The organism is Draconibacterium mangrovi, assembly GCF_010586825.1.
GTDB lineage: Bacteria > Bacteroidota > Bacteroidia > Bacteroidales > Prolixibacteraceae > Draconibacterium > Draconibacterium mangrovi.
Window position 1 is genome coordinate 1426705 of the sequence record NZ_JAAAGB010000001.1, and the last position, 17346, is coordinate 1444050.

Annotated in this window: 17 protein-coding genes; 5 read left to right on the top strand and 12 right to left on the bottom strand. The window is 42.8% G+C overall.

Going from position 1 to position 17346, the window contains the following annotated elements; genetic code table 11:
* Positions 1-111 precede the first annotated feature (111 nt).
* A complete protein-coding gene (hypD, locus tag G4420_RS05840; protein WP_204273602.1) occupies positions 112-2571 on the bottom strand; it encodes a trans-4-hydroxy-L-proline dehydratase in 2460 nt (819 codons plus the stop codon).
* Positions 2572-2836: 265 nt separating this feature from the next.
* Between hypD and G4420_RS05845 the strand changes: the two genes are divergently transcribed.
* Genes G4420_RS05845 through G4420_RS05855 form a run of 3 tightly spaced genes read left to right on the top strand, consistent with a single transcriptional unit; the run spans position 2837 to position 5268 of the window.
* Positions 2837-3940 carry an AI-2E family transporter gene (locus tag G4420_RS05845; RefSeq protein WP_163322610.1) on the top strand — a complete coding sequence of 368 codons (1104 nt, stop codon included), beginning with the start codon at positions 2837-2839 and terminating at the stop codon, positions 3938-3940.
* A 42-nt stretch (positions 3941-3982) separates the two neighbouring features.
* Positions 3983-4669 (top strand): DUF4136 domain-containing protein, encoded by a 687-nt coding sequence (locus G4420_RS05850; RefSeq protein ID WP_163322611.1) that lies wholly within the window; start codon positions 3983-3985, stop codon positions 4667-4669.
* A gap of 11 nt (positions 4670-4680) precedes the next feature.
* Positions 4681-5268 (top strand): hypothetical protein, encoded by a 588-nt coding sequence (locus tag G4420_RS05855; protein ID WP_163322612.1) that lies wholly within the window; start codon positions 4681-4683, stop codon positions 5266-5268.
* A 198-nt stretch (positions 5269-5466) separates the two neighbouring features.
* On the opposite strand, the gene G4420_RS05860 is transcribed toward G4420_RS05855, so the two are convergent.
* The gene (locus G4420_RS05860) at positions 5467-6162 is read right to left on the bottom strand and encodes a DUF4956 domain-containing protein (RefSeq protein WP_163322613.1); all 696 of its coding nucleotides are present in this window, start codon (positions 6160-6162) and stop codon (positions 5467-5469) included.
* A gap of 12 nt (positions 6163-6174) precedes the next feature.
* Positions 6175-7248, bottom strand: a complete 1074-nt coding sequence (locus G4420_RS05865; protein WP_163322614.1) for a hypothetical protein — start codon at positions 7246-7248, stop codon at positions 6175-6177.
* Between the two features lie 191 nt (positions 7249-7439).
* Here G4420_RS05865 and G4420_RS05870 point away from each other — a divergent pair, with 191 nt between their 5' ends.
* Positions 7440-8114: a hypothetical protein gene (locus G4420_RS05870; protein ID WP_163322615.1), complete on the top strand. Its 675-nt coding sequence runs from the start codon at positions 7440-7442 to the stop codon at positions 8112-8114.
* A 58-nt stretch (positions 8115-8172) separates the two neighbouring features.
* On the opposite strand, the gene G4420_RS05875 is transcribed toward G4420_RS05870, so the two are convergent.
* Positions 8173-10404, bottom strand: coding sequence for a PT domain-containing protein (locus G4420_RS05875; RefSeq protein ID WP_163322616.1), 2232 nt, complete (start codon positions 10402-10404; stop codon positions 8173-8175).
* A gap of 19 nt (positions 10405-10423) precedes the next feature.
* Entirely contained in the window at positions 10424-11026 is a 603-nt protein-coding gene (locus tag G4420_RS05880) for a porin family protein (RefSeq protein WP_163322617.1), read from the bottom strand.
* A 201-nt stretch (positions 11027-11227) separates the two neighbouring features.
* Here G4420_RS05880 and G4420_RS05885 point away from each other — a divergent pair, with 201 nt between their 5' ends.
* Positions 11228-11917 carry a porin family protein gene (locus tag G4420_RS05885; protein WP_163322618.1) on the top strand — a complete coding sequence of 230 codons (690 nt, stop codon included), beginning with the start codon at positions 11228-11230 and terminating at the stop codon, positions 11915-11917.
* A 24-nt stretch (positions 11918-11941) separates the two neighbouring features.
* Here G4420_RS05885 and G4420_RS05890 read toward each other — a convergent pair whose 3' ends face one another.
* The 7 genes from G4420_RS05890 to G4420_RS05920 form a co-directional block, all read right to left on the bottom strand.
* Positions 11942-12565: a type 2 periplasmic-binding domain-containing protein gene (locus G4420_RS05890; RefSeq protein ID WP_045025852.1), complete on the bottom strand. Its 624-nt coding sequence runs from the start codon at positions 12563-12565 to the stop codon at positions 11942-11944.
* Positions 12566-12579: 14 nt separating this feature from the next.
* Positions 12580-13371, bottom strand: coding sequence for a hypothetical protein (locus G4420_RS05895; RefSeq protein WP_204273603.1), 792 nt, complete (start codon positions 13369-13371; stop codon positions 12580-12582).
* Between the two features lie 116 nt (positions 13372-13487).
* A complete protein-coding gene (locus G4420_RS05900; RefSeq protein WP_163322619.1) occupies positions 13488-13916 on the bottom strand; it encodes a DUF2541 domain-containing protein in 429 nt (142 codons plus the stop codon).
* 63 nt (positions 13917-13979) lie between these two features.
* A complete protein-coding gene (locus tag G4420_RS05905; RefSeq protein WP_163322620.1) occupies positions 13980-14996 on the bottom strand; it encodes an META domain-containing protein in 1017 nt (338 codons plus the stop codon).
* Between the two features lie 28 nt (positions 14997-15024).
* Positions 15025-15204, bottom strand: coding sequence for a hypothetical protein (locus tag G4420_RS05910; protein ID WP_163322621.1), 180 nt, complete (start codon positions 15202-15204; stop codon positions 15025-15027).
* Between the two features lie 5 nt (positions 15205-15209).
* Positions 15210-16079 (bottom strand): VOC family protein, encoded by an 870-nt coding sequence (locus tag G4420_RS05915; RefSeq protein ID WP_163322622.1) that lies wholly within the window; start codon positions 16077-16079, stop codon positions 15210-15212.
* A gap of 270 nt (positions 16080-16349) precedes the next feature.
* Positions 16350-17330 carry an HAD family hydrolase gene (locus tag G4420_RS05920; protein ID WP_163322623.1) on the bottom strand — a complete coding sequence of 327 codons (981 nt, stop codon included), beginning with the start codon at positions 17328-17330 and terminating at the stop codon, positions 16350-16352.
* Between the last annotated feature and the right edge of the window lie 16 nt (positions 17331-17346).

Consider the following 17346-nt stretch of genomic DNA (forward strand, 5'->3'; position numbering starts at 1 on the left):
CGGCCTCCACTGTCCCCCTGAATCAGGGGGACAGTTGGAGCCGGTGGTCCGTCAATTGACGGAGCCCGGCGGAAACGGGGGGTACTTATAACTTTATCCTCACTTGCTTCATTATAGCACCTCATTCTGTGTACGGTCAATTACTTCCTGTTGCAGATCGGCATTCATATCGTTGAAATAATCGCTGTAACCGGCCATACGCACCAGCAGGTCTTTGTAATCTTCAGGACAAGCCTGTGCCGCCAAAAGCGTTGCCGTATCAACAATATTAAACTGAATGTGGTGACCTCCCAACGAGAAATAACTGCGGATCAAGTGACCCAGCTTCTCCACGTCTTTGTCGCGTTTTAGCAAACTCGGCACAAAACGCAGGTTCAGCAGTGTTCCTCCCGATTTTGACTGGTCGAGTTTACCAAGCGAACGGATCACGTTTGTTGGTCCGTGTGTATCGCAACCGTGCGATGGCGATGTACCATCGGAAATCGACTTACCTGCAAAACGCCCGTTTGGTGTAGCTCCCAGCACCAGTCCAAAATACACATGGCAGGTGGTTGAAAGCATATTTAAATGAAATACTTCTCCTTTGGTATTTGGTTTGCCTTCAATGGCAGCCAGCAAGTCGTTGTACACCTGTACGGCAATGGTATCGGCATATTCGTCGTCGTTACCAAAGAACGGTGTACGGTTCAGAATTCGCTGACGCAACACTTCTTCGCCTTCGAAGTTTTTGGCTACAGCATCCAGAAGGGTCTCCATCGGAAAAGTCTTGTCTTCGAAAACATGCTTTTTTAGCACCGAAAGACTGTCGGTTACCGTCGCCAAACCGGTACACTGAATGTAGTTGGTATTGTAACGCGGGCCACCGTTGTAGTAGTCTTTTCCTTTCGAGATACAGTCTTCAATCACCACAGAAAGGAACGGTGCCGGTGCATATTTGGCAAACATCTGGTCGATGTAGTTGCTTACGCGTATTTTTTGATCAACCACAAAGTTCAACTGCTTCAGAAATGCCTCGTATAACTCGTCGAAACTTTTAAAGCTACGCGGATCGCCGGTTTCAATACCTGCTACTTTTCCGGTAAGAGGATCGATACCATTATTTAGTGTTATCTCCAGCACTTTTGGAACGTTCAGATAACCTGTCAGCAAATAGGCTTCTTTACCAAACGCTCCAACCTCTATACAACCACTGCAACCTCCTTCGCGTGCATCCTGCAGGGTTTTCCCCTGGTTCACCATTTCCTGGATATACATATCAGGGTTAAACACCGAAGGGTAACCGTGTCCCTGGCGGATCAGTTTACCAGCGGCCTGTAAAAAGGCATCGGGTGTAACTTTGGCAATGTGCACCGAGTTACCCGGCTGCAAAATGTGCAGCTCTTCAATAACCTCCAGCATCATATACGAAACCTCGCTTACTCCGTCAGTCCCATCCGGTTTAACACCACCAATGTTGATGTTGGTAAAATCGTTGAATGTACCACTTTCGCGCGCTGTAATACCCACTTTGGGTGGCGCAGGGTGGTTATTTACTTTTATCCAGAAACAGCTGATCAGTTCCTTGGCCTCATCGCGTGTCAGTGTTCCTTCGGCCAGTTCTTTTTCGTAGAACGGAGTAAGGTGCTGGTCGAAATGCCCCGGGTTCATGGCATCCCAGCCGTTTAGTTCGGTAACCGTCCCAAGGTGCACAAACCAATACATCTGAATAGCTTCCCACACATTTCGTGGCGCGTTGGCAGGCACCCAGCGACACACTTCTGCTATTCGCTCTAGCTCGTCAACACGTTTCGGATCGCTTTCGGTTTTTGCCAAAGCCTCAGCCAGATCGGCATGGCGCTCAGCAAAAACAATGGCAGCATCACACGATACGTCCATCGCTTTTAATTCCTCCAGCTTTTCGGTAGCTTCCGGGTCATTTAAAAAGTCGAGACGATTAATGTGATCGTTGATCTCCTTTTTATAATCGAGCATTCCCTTTTTGTAGATCGCCCCGTCAAGCGCGGTATGACCGGGAGCACGCTGCTCCATAAACTCGGTAAACACACCTGCTTCGTAGGCACGTTTCCATTCGTTTGGTACGTGACTAAAAATACGCTCGCGCATGGTTCGGCCTTCCCAGTATGGAATTACTTCCTGTTCGTAGGTGTCAATATCTTCCTGCGAAATAATGTAACGCTGCTGATCGCGTGTGTTTAACACATGAAAATCCTCAACGCTGTGACAGGTTAATTCCGGAAAGGTAGGCACCGATTTCGGAACCGGGCCACGTTCGGCAACAATCAATTCATCGTCGCCTATGTAAATGGTTTTTTGCTTACAAATCTCAAGAAAGTTAAGGGCACGCATCATCGGCTCCGAGTACTTGCCATAGTTTTCTTTGTAAAACTTTGTGGTGATCAAAGCGCGCTCAATCGACAGCGACTCCTGTGTTTCAACACTTAGTTTACGCAAACGCTGAATACGCTCGTTCATACCGGGACCAATAGCATTAGGGTGCGGTGTATAAAAATTACCTTCAGCGCCAGCCGGGCGCTCGGGTGTCTTTATGGTTAGTTCATCTGCTAAAGACATGACTTCAAAAAAATTAAATTAAACAATAAAGAAACAGGGGTAACTGTTGGGGGAAATTCTAAGCATACAAGATCCAGCACTCGAACAAGCACCGGTAGCTTATCAGAAGATTTGATATTTTCAATTTCGATGTCACTTGACAAATTTAATTTAATGCCGTAAATTTAGTCAAAAGTTAATTACGATATCACGATAATACACAATAGAGCATACTATTTCAGCAAAAAGTCAATCACCATGTAACATAACTAAATACAACTACATCATGTCAATAAAAAAAGCAACCAACACATTTGCACAAGAGAACATTGAGACCTACGTAAAAACTGCACTAATTTTCTTAATAGTAGTAATCTGCTTCCTCATTTTTAAGCCATTTTTGGTGCCTGTAATCTGGGGAATGATCATCGCAATTGCATTTTACCCTTTACACCTTCGTTTATCGAAATTACTAAAAGGTAAAACCGGATTGTCGGCAACAATAATTACACTTGTCCTTTTAGCCCTATTGCTCATTCCCGCTGGTACATTTGTCGATCACTTGTTCGAGAATGTAAAAGAACTGTCGGGGCACCTAAAAGCAGGCGACCTGGCAGTAAACGAGCCACCCGAAAATGTTGCAGGATGGCCGTTGGTTGGGAAATCGATATACAATTCGTGGCACCAGTTTGCTGTTGATGTTCGGGAGGCAGCCGAACAATTCAAACCACAGATAGAGGCGTTAGGACACAAGGTGCTAAACTTCTTTAAAAGTTTTATGGGAAGCATACTGGTTTTTATGCTGTCGATTATTATTTCGGGCCTGTTTTTGGCCAATGCAACTTCGGGCTATCCTTTTATCTACAAGCTTTTCAATCGTTTGGTGGGCGAAGAAAAAGGTACTGAGATTGTAGATAACTCAAGGAAAACCGTAAGTAGTGTAGTTACCGGTATTTTAGGAACAGCAGTTATACAAACAGCCATTATTTCTGCAGCATTTTTTGTGTTTAAAATACCTCTGGCAGCACTATTAACGCTGGTTACATTTTTCTTTGCAGTAGCGCAGATACCGGTATTTCTAATTATTATTCCGCTTATTATTTACATGTTTTCGGCAGTTGGCGGGGCCCCCGCAGTGTTGTTTACCATTTGGGGAGTTGTGGGAGCCTTAAGCGACAATGTACTTAAACCCATGTTGCTGGGCCGCGGACTTAATATCCCTATGCTTGTTATTTTAATTGGGGCAATTGGCGGCATGTTACTGATGGGAATGATCGGTTTGTTTATTGGTGCAGTAGTTCTGGCGCTGGGCTACCAAATCCTGCAGCTATGGCTAGATGGTGTTAAAGAACAATTGGAAGCCACAGATGTTAAAAATGCAGAAGATTAACATGTAAACCTATAATTATAGGTACAATTTAAACTGGTTACTATGAATAGAAATTACCCCATTTTTGCACTTCTACTCTTTGCTTCGGCTGTTCTTTTTTCGTGTCATCCTGAATACGATGCCACCGTTGAAGAATTGGACGTTGCCATTACGCAATACGATGAAGAGCAGGATTTTTCTCAACTCCAGACTTTTTACCTGGAAGATTCCATCATATACATTAAGGATGAAGAATCAGGATCGGCAAGTGTCGACCACTCGCAAAACGACCTTATTGTTTCTTTGGTAAGGCAAAATTTTCTTGACATGGGCTGGACAGAAGTTACCGGCCCCATCGACGGTGAGATAGACGCCGATGTATCGATAATGCTTTCGGTACTTGAAACCGATTTAAGCTTTTATTACTACTACTGGTGGGATTGGTGGTACTGGTACCCCTGGGATTGGTGGTATCCGTGGTACGGCGATCCATGGTATCCGGGATACCCGGTTTGGCCAAGCTATCCTACTTATCCTTCGCAAGGATATACGGTTGGAACACTGTTTATCGACATGTTGGATATGAACGGCGTAGAAATGCCGGAAGGCGACGACAGTTCGTTTAAAGTTCCAATGCCGTGGAAAGGTGCTGCTATTGGTATTCTGGCCGGATCGGACACATTTCTTCAGCAACGCCTGACAAACGAGATTAACCAGGTATTTAAACAAAGCCCATACTTACAAAAATAAACCCGGCAATTATGAAGAAATATATCATTTTATCGATTATACTTTTGGTTACCATTACATTAAAAGCGCAGGAAGGAACAAGTATATTTGTTCATTATCTGCCTTCGATTCCGATGGGAGGAACAGCCGATTTCAGCAATAAGATTAGCCCGCGCGGTGTTGATTTTGAAGTTGAACGGTTTTTAAATGAAGATCTATCGGTGGGTTTTAACATTGCCTGGAACTTGTTCAGGGAAAAAATTCCGGAAGAAACATTTTTTCATAACGACCTGACCATTACTGCTGTACAATTTCGTTACACCAATATAGTTCCGCTTCAGGTGAATGTAAAGAAATATTTCAGCGGAGAAGGCGATTACATTCCATATGCTGGTTTTGGTTTAGGAACTTCGTACAACGAAAGCAGAAACGATGTTGGCGTATTTACCTTAACTGAAGACAAGTGGCTTTTTAACCTCGCGCCCGAAATCGGGATGCTTTACGATATGAACTACAAAGCCTGGCTTTCCGCAAAACTAAAATACAATTACGGCTTTCAATCGGGAGAATTCCCCAGTCAGTCGTTTCTTAGCTTAGGCCTCGGAATTGGATTAAAATAGACTTATTAGAGTTTGAATACAAACGAAAGGTTCGGTTTTATCCCGGACCTTTTTTATTGAAGACCGGTTACAAAATTTCACCTCTGCTAACTTCCCCGAAGTGGAGAAAATATCCCCACCAGGGGATGACATGAGAACCTATTTAATTGACAGACTAATCATTCACACGAAAATAATAACCTCTGCAACTACGCTGATTTAATAGCTGCTGGTATCGTTGCTCTCCCAAATTGTGGGCGATTCGGCCGGCGGCAAACCTTCACCAGGGTTTTCAACAACCCTTTCGGGGTTATTTTCGTGAAAGTAGATCCAAACAGTTACTTCGTTTTTGGTTTTATTAATTTTATCCAGTTCAACCCGTAACACATCAATACCCGTATTTTGCCTGATCTCTTCCAGTAAACTCTGGTTATCGTTCAGCACTGAAAAATCAGACGGAGTAAAAACCAAAGCCCGTTTTAGCGCATAAGCCCGGGGTTTATAATATTCCATTAGCAGCGCCGAAACGTTTATCAACAGGTTGGCAAGTATCAGCCCGAAAAGGGTTTGCATATTAAATTCGAGTAAGGCGTTTATTATGGAAACACCAATAACCAGGAACAGGTAGGTCATTTCTTTCAAATCGATAGAAGGCGAGCGGTAGCGAATAATGCCAAATATGGCGAACAACCCGAGTGCAAATCCCATATCTAAACTCACCCGATCAAGGATTGATGCGATCAGGAAGATCATCATTCCCATGAGGAAAAAAGTGAAAAGGTATTTAATCCGGCTGTTTTTGGGGTAGTATACCACCCTGATAAGAAAGAAAATGGAAACAATATTTATTGCCAGCCGGATAAGAAACTCAGTCCAGGGTTCTCCGCTAATATGCATAAGTTGTTGCTCTGTCATTCTCTGTAAGTTTTAAAAATCAATATCTCTGCATTCATTTTTCAGCTTCCAAATCAGGTCCTGAGGTCGTTCAGCCAAAACGAAAAACTCATTAACGAACGATAATATATGCTTCTTATCCTTAACGTCGAGGTACTCAAAAGTTTCGATGGTATTTATTATCTCATCCTTTTTAGCATTAAATAAATCGATTGCCTCCCGGTAAACGTCCTCGTTTTCCTGGCAGTAGCCAAGGAAATCGCGATCGGTAACTTTCCTGGCACTGCTCCATGTCTGCGACATTGCGTAACTGGTATTCACAAATCCTGCGTGATCGAAATCATAGGGAACCGGAACGGGATAGGGTTTTAAAAGCTCCGACAACTTGATGTATTTCATGTTATGCCCACCGTTAAAACGCCAGTCGGTATTTCCCAGGAAATACTCGAACAGGGCCACGAATGTACTTTCTTCGGGTAACAGGTTCTTCCCCAGCATGATCTCCTGGCGTACTTCAACCGCACTCAGTCGTTTGGTTAACAAATCCATCGGCTCAATCAAAAAACCAATTTGCTCATAGTGGCGTTCTTTCTTTCCGGTATCGATATAATGAATATTCAACAACCTCACCCGAAAGCTGTTTTCGGTTAAAATAGTATAGACTTTGTAGGCCAGAAACTCGCGCAAAACATAAGCCCGGTAGGCTTTTGAGGCAGAACAATGAGTTACCATTTTTATTTTTTTAATTCCGGCTAACTCGGTTTGCTCAATGGGGTCGGTTTTAAAGTTCAGGTAAATCGGCGGAAAAAAACAATGCCCCCGACGAAAATTGCCACGTGCTTTCAGCCTTATATTTTTCACAATCGAGGTGCTGTCGGTTGGATGAATGATAAGCTCGGCCGGGAAATACTCTCCTTTGGCCTTTGTTCTGATAAATGATGAGATATCGTATTTTAAGGTAATGGTTAGTGCTTCTTCATTATCAAAAAAACGAATATCGGAAAGCGTATCAGCAACCGGATAAAAAAGTGCACTGTCGGCAGTTTGCTGCGCATAAGTAGATTTCAGGAGCAATAATAAAACCAGACTAAATAATAAACGCTTCATTGCTGTCTGTTTAGTTCAAATATAAGGTATTTAATTCACTGATTTACAACACCGTGATTAAGCAAAAATAATGTCATTCAGTTATTTTGTTGAAATAAGAGCTGCTGTTTACCATTTCTCTTCACTCATCATTACAACCACTCTTGATAAATTTTGTTATATTGTACATAACAACAACACATTTAGTTACAATGAAACAATTAAGTTATCTTCTAATCGCCGTAGGTTTTCTACTTACCAGTTGCGCATCAACCAAACTCATCAATTCATGGTCGGACAAAGACAGTACGCCAAAACACTACGACAATATTGGTGTTACGGTTCTTTTCCCCAATTCGTCGAACCGGTATGTTACCGAACACGCCATAGTTGATCAGTTAAAAGAAAAAGGATTAAACGGCATGTCAACCGTTGATGTATTTCCGTTGGCAGCGCGTATAAGCCAGGGCGAAGAGCTGTTGAAAGACTCGGAAGCTGTTAGAAAATCGGTGGTAACCAAAGTGAAAGAAAACAAGATTGATGCCCTGATGATTGTTACCCTTTTTGATATAACGCATGAAAAAAGATGGGTGAACGACCGGAATATTGCCGTTGGCGGAACCGGTTACTATGGTACACCCTACGGGATGAGCGGAATGTACCACGATTATTATGCCTACTCGCTCGGAACTATTTACAACTCGGGCTACTATACCGACAATGCTACCTATTTTATTGAATGTAACCTGTACGATGTTGAGTCGGAAAAATTGATTTACCGCGCTCAATCAAAATCTACCAATATTAAATCGGTTGAAGACGAGGCAAAAGCTTTGGCCTACCTTGTAACCAAACAACTGATTAACAAGAAAGTGGTTTCGCGCTAATAGAGTCGAGACAAAACGAAAAAGAGCAGATATTTTTGATATCTGCTCTTTTTATGCCTCATCGTCTCATACCGCCACCTCGTGTTGGCATTGGGCGGCTTCGCGGAGTAGTTGTCGGTCGGGTATTCCTAAAATTATTATACCGTGTTGTACCCCTGTTTCGGCTGTTAAAATCACGCTCCAAAGTATTTGGCCGCGTTGTTGGCCTTGCCGATGGACGCTGAGTGGGTTGCGTTGGCCTTGTTGCTGGCCTTTGCGTTGGCTGAGTTGGGCGGGTCGACGGGCGCTGCGTTGGCTGCGTGGGGCGTGTACTTGGCCGCGTTGCATTGGTATTTCCCGATTTGTTTGGCAGATCGGGACGTGTGCTTGGCCGCTTATTCTCTTGCTGCCAGTTGCCATTGTTATCACGACGCATGATGTTTCCATCGCGGTCGGTATACACGTTGTTCGGGCGCGATGACGGGCGCGACGAAACATTGTCTCTGCGGTTAGGCAGATTTGTATTTCGCACATCGCGTGTACTTCTTATTCCACGGTCTCTGCGGTTATAAATGTTTCGCGAGTTGTACCGGCCGTTGGCATAACCACCTGCGTAACCCCGCAAATAGCCATCGCGGTAACCATGATGATACCCGTGATGATAGCCATGGCGGTAGCCATGACGATAACCTGCCGGCCCCCACCAGCCATAACCTCCACCGTAATAATTCATATGAAACCATCCGTAGCTGAATCCTACATTAAAGCCCCAACCTGTGTACGGATTGTAGTGTACACCAAAACCAAAGGTCCAGGGGCGCGGATAATAGTAACTGCCATACCATGGGCGGTAGTAATAACCGGTTCCGTAAAAAACGCAGCCATTGTACCAATACGAGTGGCAATATCCTGGTGTGTAACCTACATAAACCACATCGGGCGTTGAATCGTAGATATACACATATTTTACGTTGTAAACCGGGGCGCTTGGCGGAATTTCGTCCACCTCTACAGGACGCGAATCGCTAACAATCCACGGGCCACTTGCTTTTGTTGATTCGAACCAGATTCCATCGTCGACACAATAATATTTTCCTTTAATGCGCAATACTGTGCTTGCCGTGTTTATAGCATATTCCACTTCTGAGTCTTCAATTTTCTCAAATTTAGGATCACCATCATAATCCACAGTAACCGTTGCTGTTTTACGGTCGACCACTGCAGTTTGCGGCATTTGCTGTTCATATTTTGCCTCTTTTGCCTCGGGTGTTCCCGGCACACTGGCTCTTACTGTTGCAATCGACTCATCTTCCGGAATTTTAGCAAAATCTTCGGGCAGATCATTCGGCTCTACAAATGCCCAATCGCCGTCAGCCAGTGTTTTTGAGCTAAACCACCTTCCATTCAGCAACACAAAATGATGCTGCGAATTGATGTCCATTATGATATCATTCTCCGAATTTTTCACGTACAAAAGCGATGTACCTTTTATGGTTTCGTACTCCAGTTTACCATCGGAACTGATGAGCTCGGCAGGCACCGAACTAACAATGATCTCCGGAATGGCGTCGCTTCCTTCAACTTCCGGATCTTTCTCTTTTTCCATCATTTTGTCGGCCACCTTTTTCACCTCTTTCGGAACCGACTTGGTTTGTTTCCAGTTTTTGCTCAACACATCAGTGGCCGTAAACCAATAATCTCCACCTTTCAGAAAATAATCGGATTTCCGTTTCAGAATCAGGAAAGGTGTATTCTGCACATATTCCAGGCTTGAGTTTTCCACCGTTTTCATAATCGGATCACCATCGATAATCACCAACACCGATGGCGACGAGCGATAATAAATTTCGGGCGGATTGTTGTTGAGTTGGTCATTCAACAATTCCAGGTTTTCCTCATTTTCGAGGTCGGCCAGAATACGATCGAGCGACATTTGCACATCCAGTGCTTCCAAATCTGCGATAACCAATTCCTTAAGCTTTTCCAGTTTTGATTCATCTTCCACATCAGGGAATTTTACCATTGGAATTTCCAGTTTTACCAGGTCGGCTGTCCGGTTTTCCATATCGGTTAAAAGCGTTGCGCTAAACCACAAGGCACCAAAAATCATTTCGTCGTCTTTCGTATTAATCGAAACAGCCATCCGGCCATCGAGCATGTTTCCGTTCAGCGACTCGAGTTGAGGCTGGTAGAGCGTAATTACATTTCCTGAGGCCTCAATTTCGCGTGGCCAAACAAGCTTTTCTTTGCTGTTTGCCGTAAAAGCGGTAAGCGTAGCCAGAATAAGGCAAATAAACCGTAAAGTCTTCATAGTATAAATTAATTTGTTTCTAGTCTTGTAAACGAATAATTAAACCGGCGCCTAAATCCCAATGTACAATAGGTACGTTAAAACTTACTCCGCCGGAACATCCACTCCCTCCGGTTCCGATTCCACACCAAAACCCGGCGCCATCAAATTCAAGTGGCAACATCAGGTTGGTAAACAAGCGCAGGCCAACCCTGTCGGAAAGAAATACCTTGGCACCTGCCCCGATTCCTCCGGAGAAAAGCCATGTGCGCTCGTCGCCACCCGACGTTTGCACATAACGCGATGTACCAAAACTTACTTTGGCAAACGGTATCACTGTTCCGGCCGAGAATTCGCGAAGCATACCAACCTGGTAGTGCTCAACGGCCATATCAACCGTTGTCAGAAAACCACTGCCTTTTGTATCGCTTCGTTCGTAACTCAATTCGGCATACATCATATCATCAAACTGCACACTTAATAAACCACCGTAAAGTGCATCGTTTTTTACATCGAAGTAACGCCCGTAATTTTGTACTTTCCCGGCAATTGAATAGCCGAAAATTGGTGTTACTTCAATGCTCTGCGCAAAAAGTGCCCATCCGGAAAAGAGGAAAAGCATTGTAACAAAGGTTTTTCTCATGAGAAGTTATAATTGATTATGTTTGATAAAATCACAATACAAAAGTTCGGACTTTTAATCCTGAATCGCAAATAAAATTACCCGCATACCCCTTAAACAAATGTTCTTTTTACTGTTCACAAGGCATTGCCCATCATTGGTTTTATTCCTATCTTGTATACACTTGTTTAATTCAGGACAAATCGTTTGTAAAACTGATAAATGAAGAGAACACTGATCATAAGCACATTTCTTCTGCTGGCTAACCTATCAGGCGCACAGATAATCATTTCTTTGTTGCTGGGCGACAAGTTAAACTCTCCTAACATTGAGTTTGGACTTGAAGGAGGATTAGACTTCACGAACGTTAACGGATTTGATAACACCGGAAACCTCCGTGCCTTTAACCTTGGAATGTATTTCGATATAAGAGTGAAAGACAACTGGTTTCTGCACACCGGATTTCAGGGCATTTCGAACCTTGGAATGCGCAATCTTTCGGCTTCCGATCTTGAATTTCTGGAAGCAGAGACATACAATGTGGAAGGCAGATACAACCAAAAGGTGAATGCTTTTATGGTGCCGGTTTTGGCCAACTACAAATTCGATAACCACATTTACGTGGAAGCCGGCCCTCAAGTGGGTTGGTTGTACAAAGGATGGGTAGCCTTTTCGTCGGACGAAGACAACAAAGACATCAGAATAAAAGACTATAATAAAGACTTGCTGAACTGGTTTAATGCCGGCGTTGCCGTTGGTGCCGGGTACAAACTTTTTCGCGGTACGGGCTGGAGCATTGGAGTTCGCTACTACCAGGGACTTACCGATGTGTTCAAAAACCGCTCATCAAGTCTTCATCACTCCTTGCTTTTAAAAGTAAATGTTCCGATCGGAGTAGCTAAGCCCGAATAAAAATTAATTTAATTCGTTTGACGATTATTGTTTTAAAACTCCTGATTTTAACAAAGTTTTCACCATTGAATACGCATGATCTTTTGCTCCCGATTCGTACGAAACAGGATCGATTAATTCGGATTGTCCCGACCAGATAATGGCATTTTCTTTTGTTGTTGCAGCCGTATCGAACAAACGCGATTCAATTACAAAAGAAGTTTCCTGCCGGTAATAACCCGGGCGGTAAACATAACCATAACCGTAATAAATGTGCCGTGGAAAAAAATAAGGATAGGGGCGATAGAAACTGTCGTACTCATAAACTTCCTGCGATTGCACATCCACAAGGCTCGATACAATTACAGCGTCGTAATCGGATGCTTTGATCTTCGACTCAATTCCCTCCTCACTTAGTTTGTCGATACTAACAACAGGCGGAAATAACTTCAAACTGTTCTCTGCCTGAAATCCTTCTTCCTGCAAAGCTTTCACAATGGTGTTTTCAAAAACTGTCCGGGCTTCCAGGTTTTGAGAAATGGCCAAAACCAAAATATTATCAAAACTTTTTGCGGTGTAATTCTCTTTTGTCCAGGTGTATTTCATTGTTGGAACACAAGCTGAAAATAACAGACTAATAAGAGCTGCAACTATCCATTTACGTTTCATAATTCAATATTTTTCTATTTTGGAAATAAAAATACAAGTACAGAACGTACACCAAATTTCGATTTGGCATGGTCGGGCGCAGCGAGATTAAATCTCGGACCAATAGCAAACTGCACTTTCTGTTTTCCCATGGAAGTAACTGCACTAACTACAGGATTCAGCCACACATTGGTAGTTTCGGCTTTCCAGTTTTGGGTGAGTTCCAGGTTAGCGCCAATACCAGCACCTGATTTCCAGTTATAGGTAAAAAATGGCTGAAGGAACATATTGCTCACAGTGTTGTTTTCATCCAGACTCCAGATCTGGTTTACCAATCCTCCAAACGTCATTCCATTTGTTTGATAGAGTGCCACAGCAGTAGGCCCAATCCCAAATTTGTCTGCAGAAAAAGCATCTCCTCCGGTTGGAAGCAGAAAAACAGGCCCCACTCCCCAGGTTATTTTCGACACTTTTGGACTTATAAAACCACTAATCACCGCATCACCAATCCCACTTTGGCTGGTACCTTCTCCACTGATGTCGTATTGGGTATACACCGGCAAAATAACACGCGTTATCAGATTAAGATTTTCAGAAAGCGACACAGGAATTACCGGCTGAATATTTAGTGTATTTCGGGATCCGTTAAATTCGCCAATTCCCACATCCAGGTTATTTTGTAGCGGAAGACTGATAAGGCTGGCAATCGGATTTGACAGCTTTTTTGCCAATTCCGCAGCTTCGTTTTTAGCTTCATCCTGCCCGGTAACAAGAAACGGACAAAGTGTAACCATAGCCAGAAATAATACTCGAGCAAATCGATACATATTTTTAATATTTGTTGTCAATAACATTTAAATTCTCAATTCAGGTACAGAATTTTTCGAAGGTTTTAGCACTAATTTAATCCACTCCGAAATTCATTATTCCTGAGAGTATAATACTAGTCCTTCTTTTTATCGTCCTTACGTTTTTTGCCCCAAATCTCCACCTTTGCACGCTTATTGGTTACAATGGTTCCCATCGAATCGTATTCCAATTCCAGGTCGGTTAGTTTATTGTCTTTTCCGGGCAAATCAAAATTCATGGTCGACATTCCCTTATTGAGCACTCCGGCAGCCGGATCGATTTCTTTCTTCTCGCCATCCGACATTTTTACATGAATCTTTTTGATTTTTACCGCTCCCTGAACACAGGTAATCTTAATTTTAGAGACATTACGTTCTTTTCCGGTTAAGGTAACTTTGTCTTTATCTGCTTTAAAAGCCACATTTTTTTCGCCCAGCTTAATCCAGTCGTCGCCGGGTTGTGCCATCGATTGAACGGCAAAAGCGATAATAATCGCAATTATAAATACTACTTTTTTTCCCATTTTAATATCTGTTTTGGTTATACATTGTTCACTACTGATCTACAATTTACGAAATCATACTCTTTAATCCACTTTTTTTAATACCAGCAAAACTTCGCCTTTTTCGTCAAGCAGCGTAAGTTTCATATTCGCAATTTTATAACTACGAACAAGAGGAATTGCTTTATTAAATTTATCGGCAAAGGTCATGTCGGGACACATTTTTCGGGTGCCGGCCAGCGGGCCAAACACCAGTTCGGTATTGGTTAAGGTTGTTATTGCCCCGGTAAAATTATTGCAGCCATCGCTTCCCATCGCCTTCATTTCCGTGCTGTTTATTTCCAGCCGCGGTGCTATACTTGCATCGCCTACTGTTTCTCCGTCAACGATTTCGGCCACCCAAATATCATTTAGCAAAACTATTGCTTCGGTAGCTTTGGTAAACTCCAACAACTCGTTGCCTGTTTCATCAGTAAATACCAAGTTGTTTTCTTTCAACTCATACTTTTTTGCAGCAAGCAGCGCTTCGTTAAACGCTTTTGAAATACTCATGTCAGGGCACATTTTCTGTGTACCGGCTATGGCACCCAACTCAATGGTATTATCACCAATTCCAGTAATTTGTCCGGTAAAATTGTTGCAGTTATCAATACCACTAATTTGCATGTCGCGAATATGAATCTGCAAATTGGGTAATACTCCGGCCCCACGCGACCGTGGTAATTTTATCACCGATCCATTTATTTTAAGTGCCTCCCAGCTTCCGTCCAAAGCAAGTTTGGTATCTTCTTTTTTCTCCAGTACTTCTACCAAAATATATTTAATCGATGAAGCATCGGCAGGAACATTTTCCAGCTGTTCCTCTTTTACTTTCAATTTGTAGATAAATCCGGGTTCGTAATCAAAACCTTCAATCTTTGAATAGAAGTTGGTCCATTTGCCGGGTTCAGGAGTTTCACCCTTTTGAACCAACATACATTTCATAGGGCCCACTCCAACACAGTCAACACGATAACTATTCACCCAGTAAATAGCTGCTTTTTCGCCCGTACTACAAGCAGCAAAAAGTAGAATAATTCCAACTATTAATATATTTTTCATTTCTTGAGTTTTAACGTTAAACAGTTTCTTATAACCGGCCTCCACTGTACATATCAAGACTGACGTGAGGATCAAGTTTCGGGCCATGCGGGCCAAAGCGAACATCAACACCGGCATTGGCTCCCCAACGCATGTTTGAGCAAGCTGACAAGGTAAATCCGGCTGCCAAAATCACTAAAACGATTATTAATTTTATTTTTCTCTTCATGACGCTTATCTTAAAATCCATTGTTGTATTGTAAACTGTGCTCCCGTTGGATCCATAAGTACGGCAACGGTTCCTTTACGAATTGATGGAGTAGGTTCCATCATTACATGAGCTCCGGCAGCTTTGGCTTTCTCTACGGTGGTATTTACATCTTTTACTTTTATGTATGGCATCCACGCGCTTCGGGCGCCTTCAACAGGATTTCCAATGGCTCCGGAGAAGGTATTCCCATCGTTGTTAAACAAATAATACGGCACTTTGGCCGCTTCAACTTCTTGTGATTCGGCTCCGGTTAATCCTTTGTAAAATTCTATTGACCCCTCGAGATCGTTCGTCCACAGCTCGTTCCAAAGCCACGAATTCATACTGATATTTCCAGCTCGTCGAGGATTTGGATCACCGCTTTCCGAATTCAGAAAAGCTATGAATGCACCTTGCGGATCTTGCACCAAAGCGGTTTCGCCACGGCCTTTAAAAGCTGCTTTTTTGAAAATGGTTTTACCGCCTGCTGCCTGATTATATTGCAGTGCAACATCAACATCCGGAACCGACATTGAGCCAATCCACTCGGCTGCTTTGCCATATTCATCGGCTAATTTAAACAGGCCGCCAATGGCTACACCATCATTTTTTATAACATAATACATGTTTTCGCCGGCGCCAACGGTTTCAAATTCCCATCCAAAAACATCGGCGTAAAAATCTTTGGCGCTTAGCGGATCATAGGTTGCCAGATCGTGCCAAACAAACTGCCCCTGATTATGATTGTTGGTTGGTGTTTGCGACACCGGGGGAAAGGTAATGACTGAATTACAAGCCATTAACACTATTGCCGAAACAATAATTGCGGAGATTACTTTAACTTTTTGTTTCATTTGATATTTGTAATTGTTGTGTACTTGTGTTTCATCGGAATAGTAAGTTCGGAAAATTTTCCCGGTTGCACCAAATGTTTTGGAGGTATTTAATACAAAATATGCTGTTTTGGTGCTATATTTTGATCCTTTCTTTTATTTAGCGGAGGTTTTTGAGCAAAAATTCACAACAAGGCCAGAATGATTGTGGAGCGTTCCGAAATGATTAGAATGCCTACAAAGACAAAGAGAGCTTAAACCGAAATTAGTTCAGATGCATACAAAAGGTTCTCAGTTGGCAAAAATCTCCTTAAAATCATCTTTCATACTTACCACATGCCAGCCTTTTACAGCGGCATCTTTAACGGCATTTTCGGTGCCGTGCATGTAACTGTATTCACGTACCTCGTCGTCGTGATGTACCAAAATAGCCATTGACGGTCCGTTGCCCGAAAGCGTGTATTCCAACATCTGGTAGTCACCATCGCTGTTTCCGGCGGCAAAAATAGGTTTGCGGCCAATATGTAGTTCAATATTGGTAGGCTTCACGGCTTTATCGTTATTTGAATTCAGCTGTGCTGTACGTACCAAATATGTTCCGTTTTCATCCGATACATACTTCAGCAAAACGCTGCTACCCACCACATTCTCCTTGGGAATGTTGTAAATTTCTTCTGAAATAGTACGCACCGAAGTGATTTCTCCACCGGTTACGATGTATACTTTAAAATCGTTGGACTGCAGGAAATGAACCAACTGAACCATTGGCGAGTAGGTGAGCTCTTTTAATGGCCGGTTATATTTTCGGTGTTTAACTTCAGAAAGCGTTTTGTAACAAAAGTCTTTATAATCTTCCTCTTTCATACCTGCCTGAGCACTAAATATTTTGGTGATAATGTCAACCGTGCTGTAATCGTTTAAAACAGCAAAATTATCGCCGGCCAATCCACTAAAGAACCTATCCTCTTCCCATTCCGGACGATTCGTATACTCACTTTTCACATAGGCCAACTCCAGCTCTACAGGAATGTAAATCGGTTTTTCGCACCACAAAGTACCATCGTTATCGAATACGGCTATACGGTTTTTTACTTCAACAAAATTGGCAGAATTAGAGTCGGTAACTTCCGATATAAATTTTGTTATCGATTCTTTCACAAGGCCATCATTCCACAATGACAGAGCCGGCGGTTTTGAAGTTTCCTCTGGTGAAACAGAACACCGTGTTAGAAGAAATACAAACAGTAAAAAAGACCAATAGTTGTTGCTCATTCTTTTTTAATTTAGG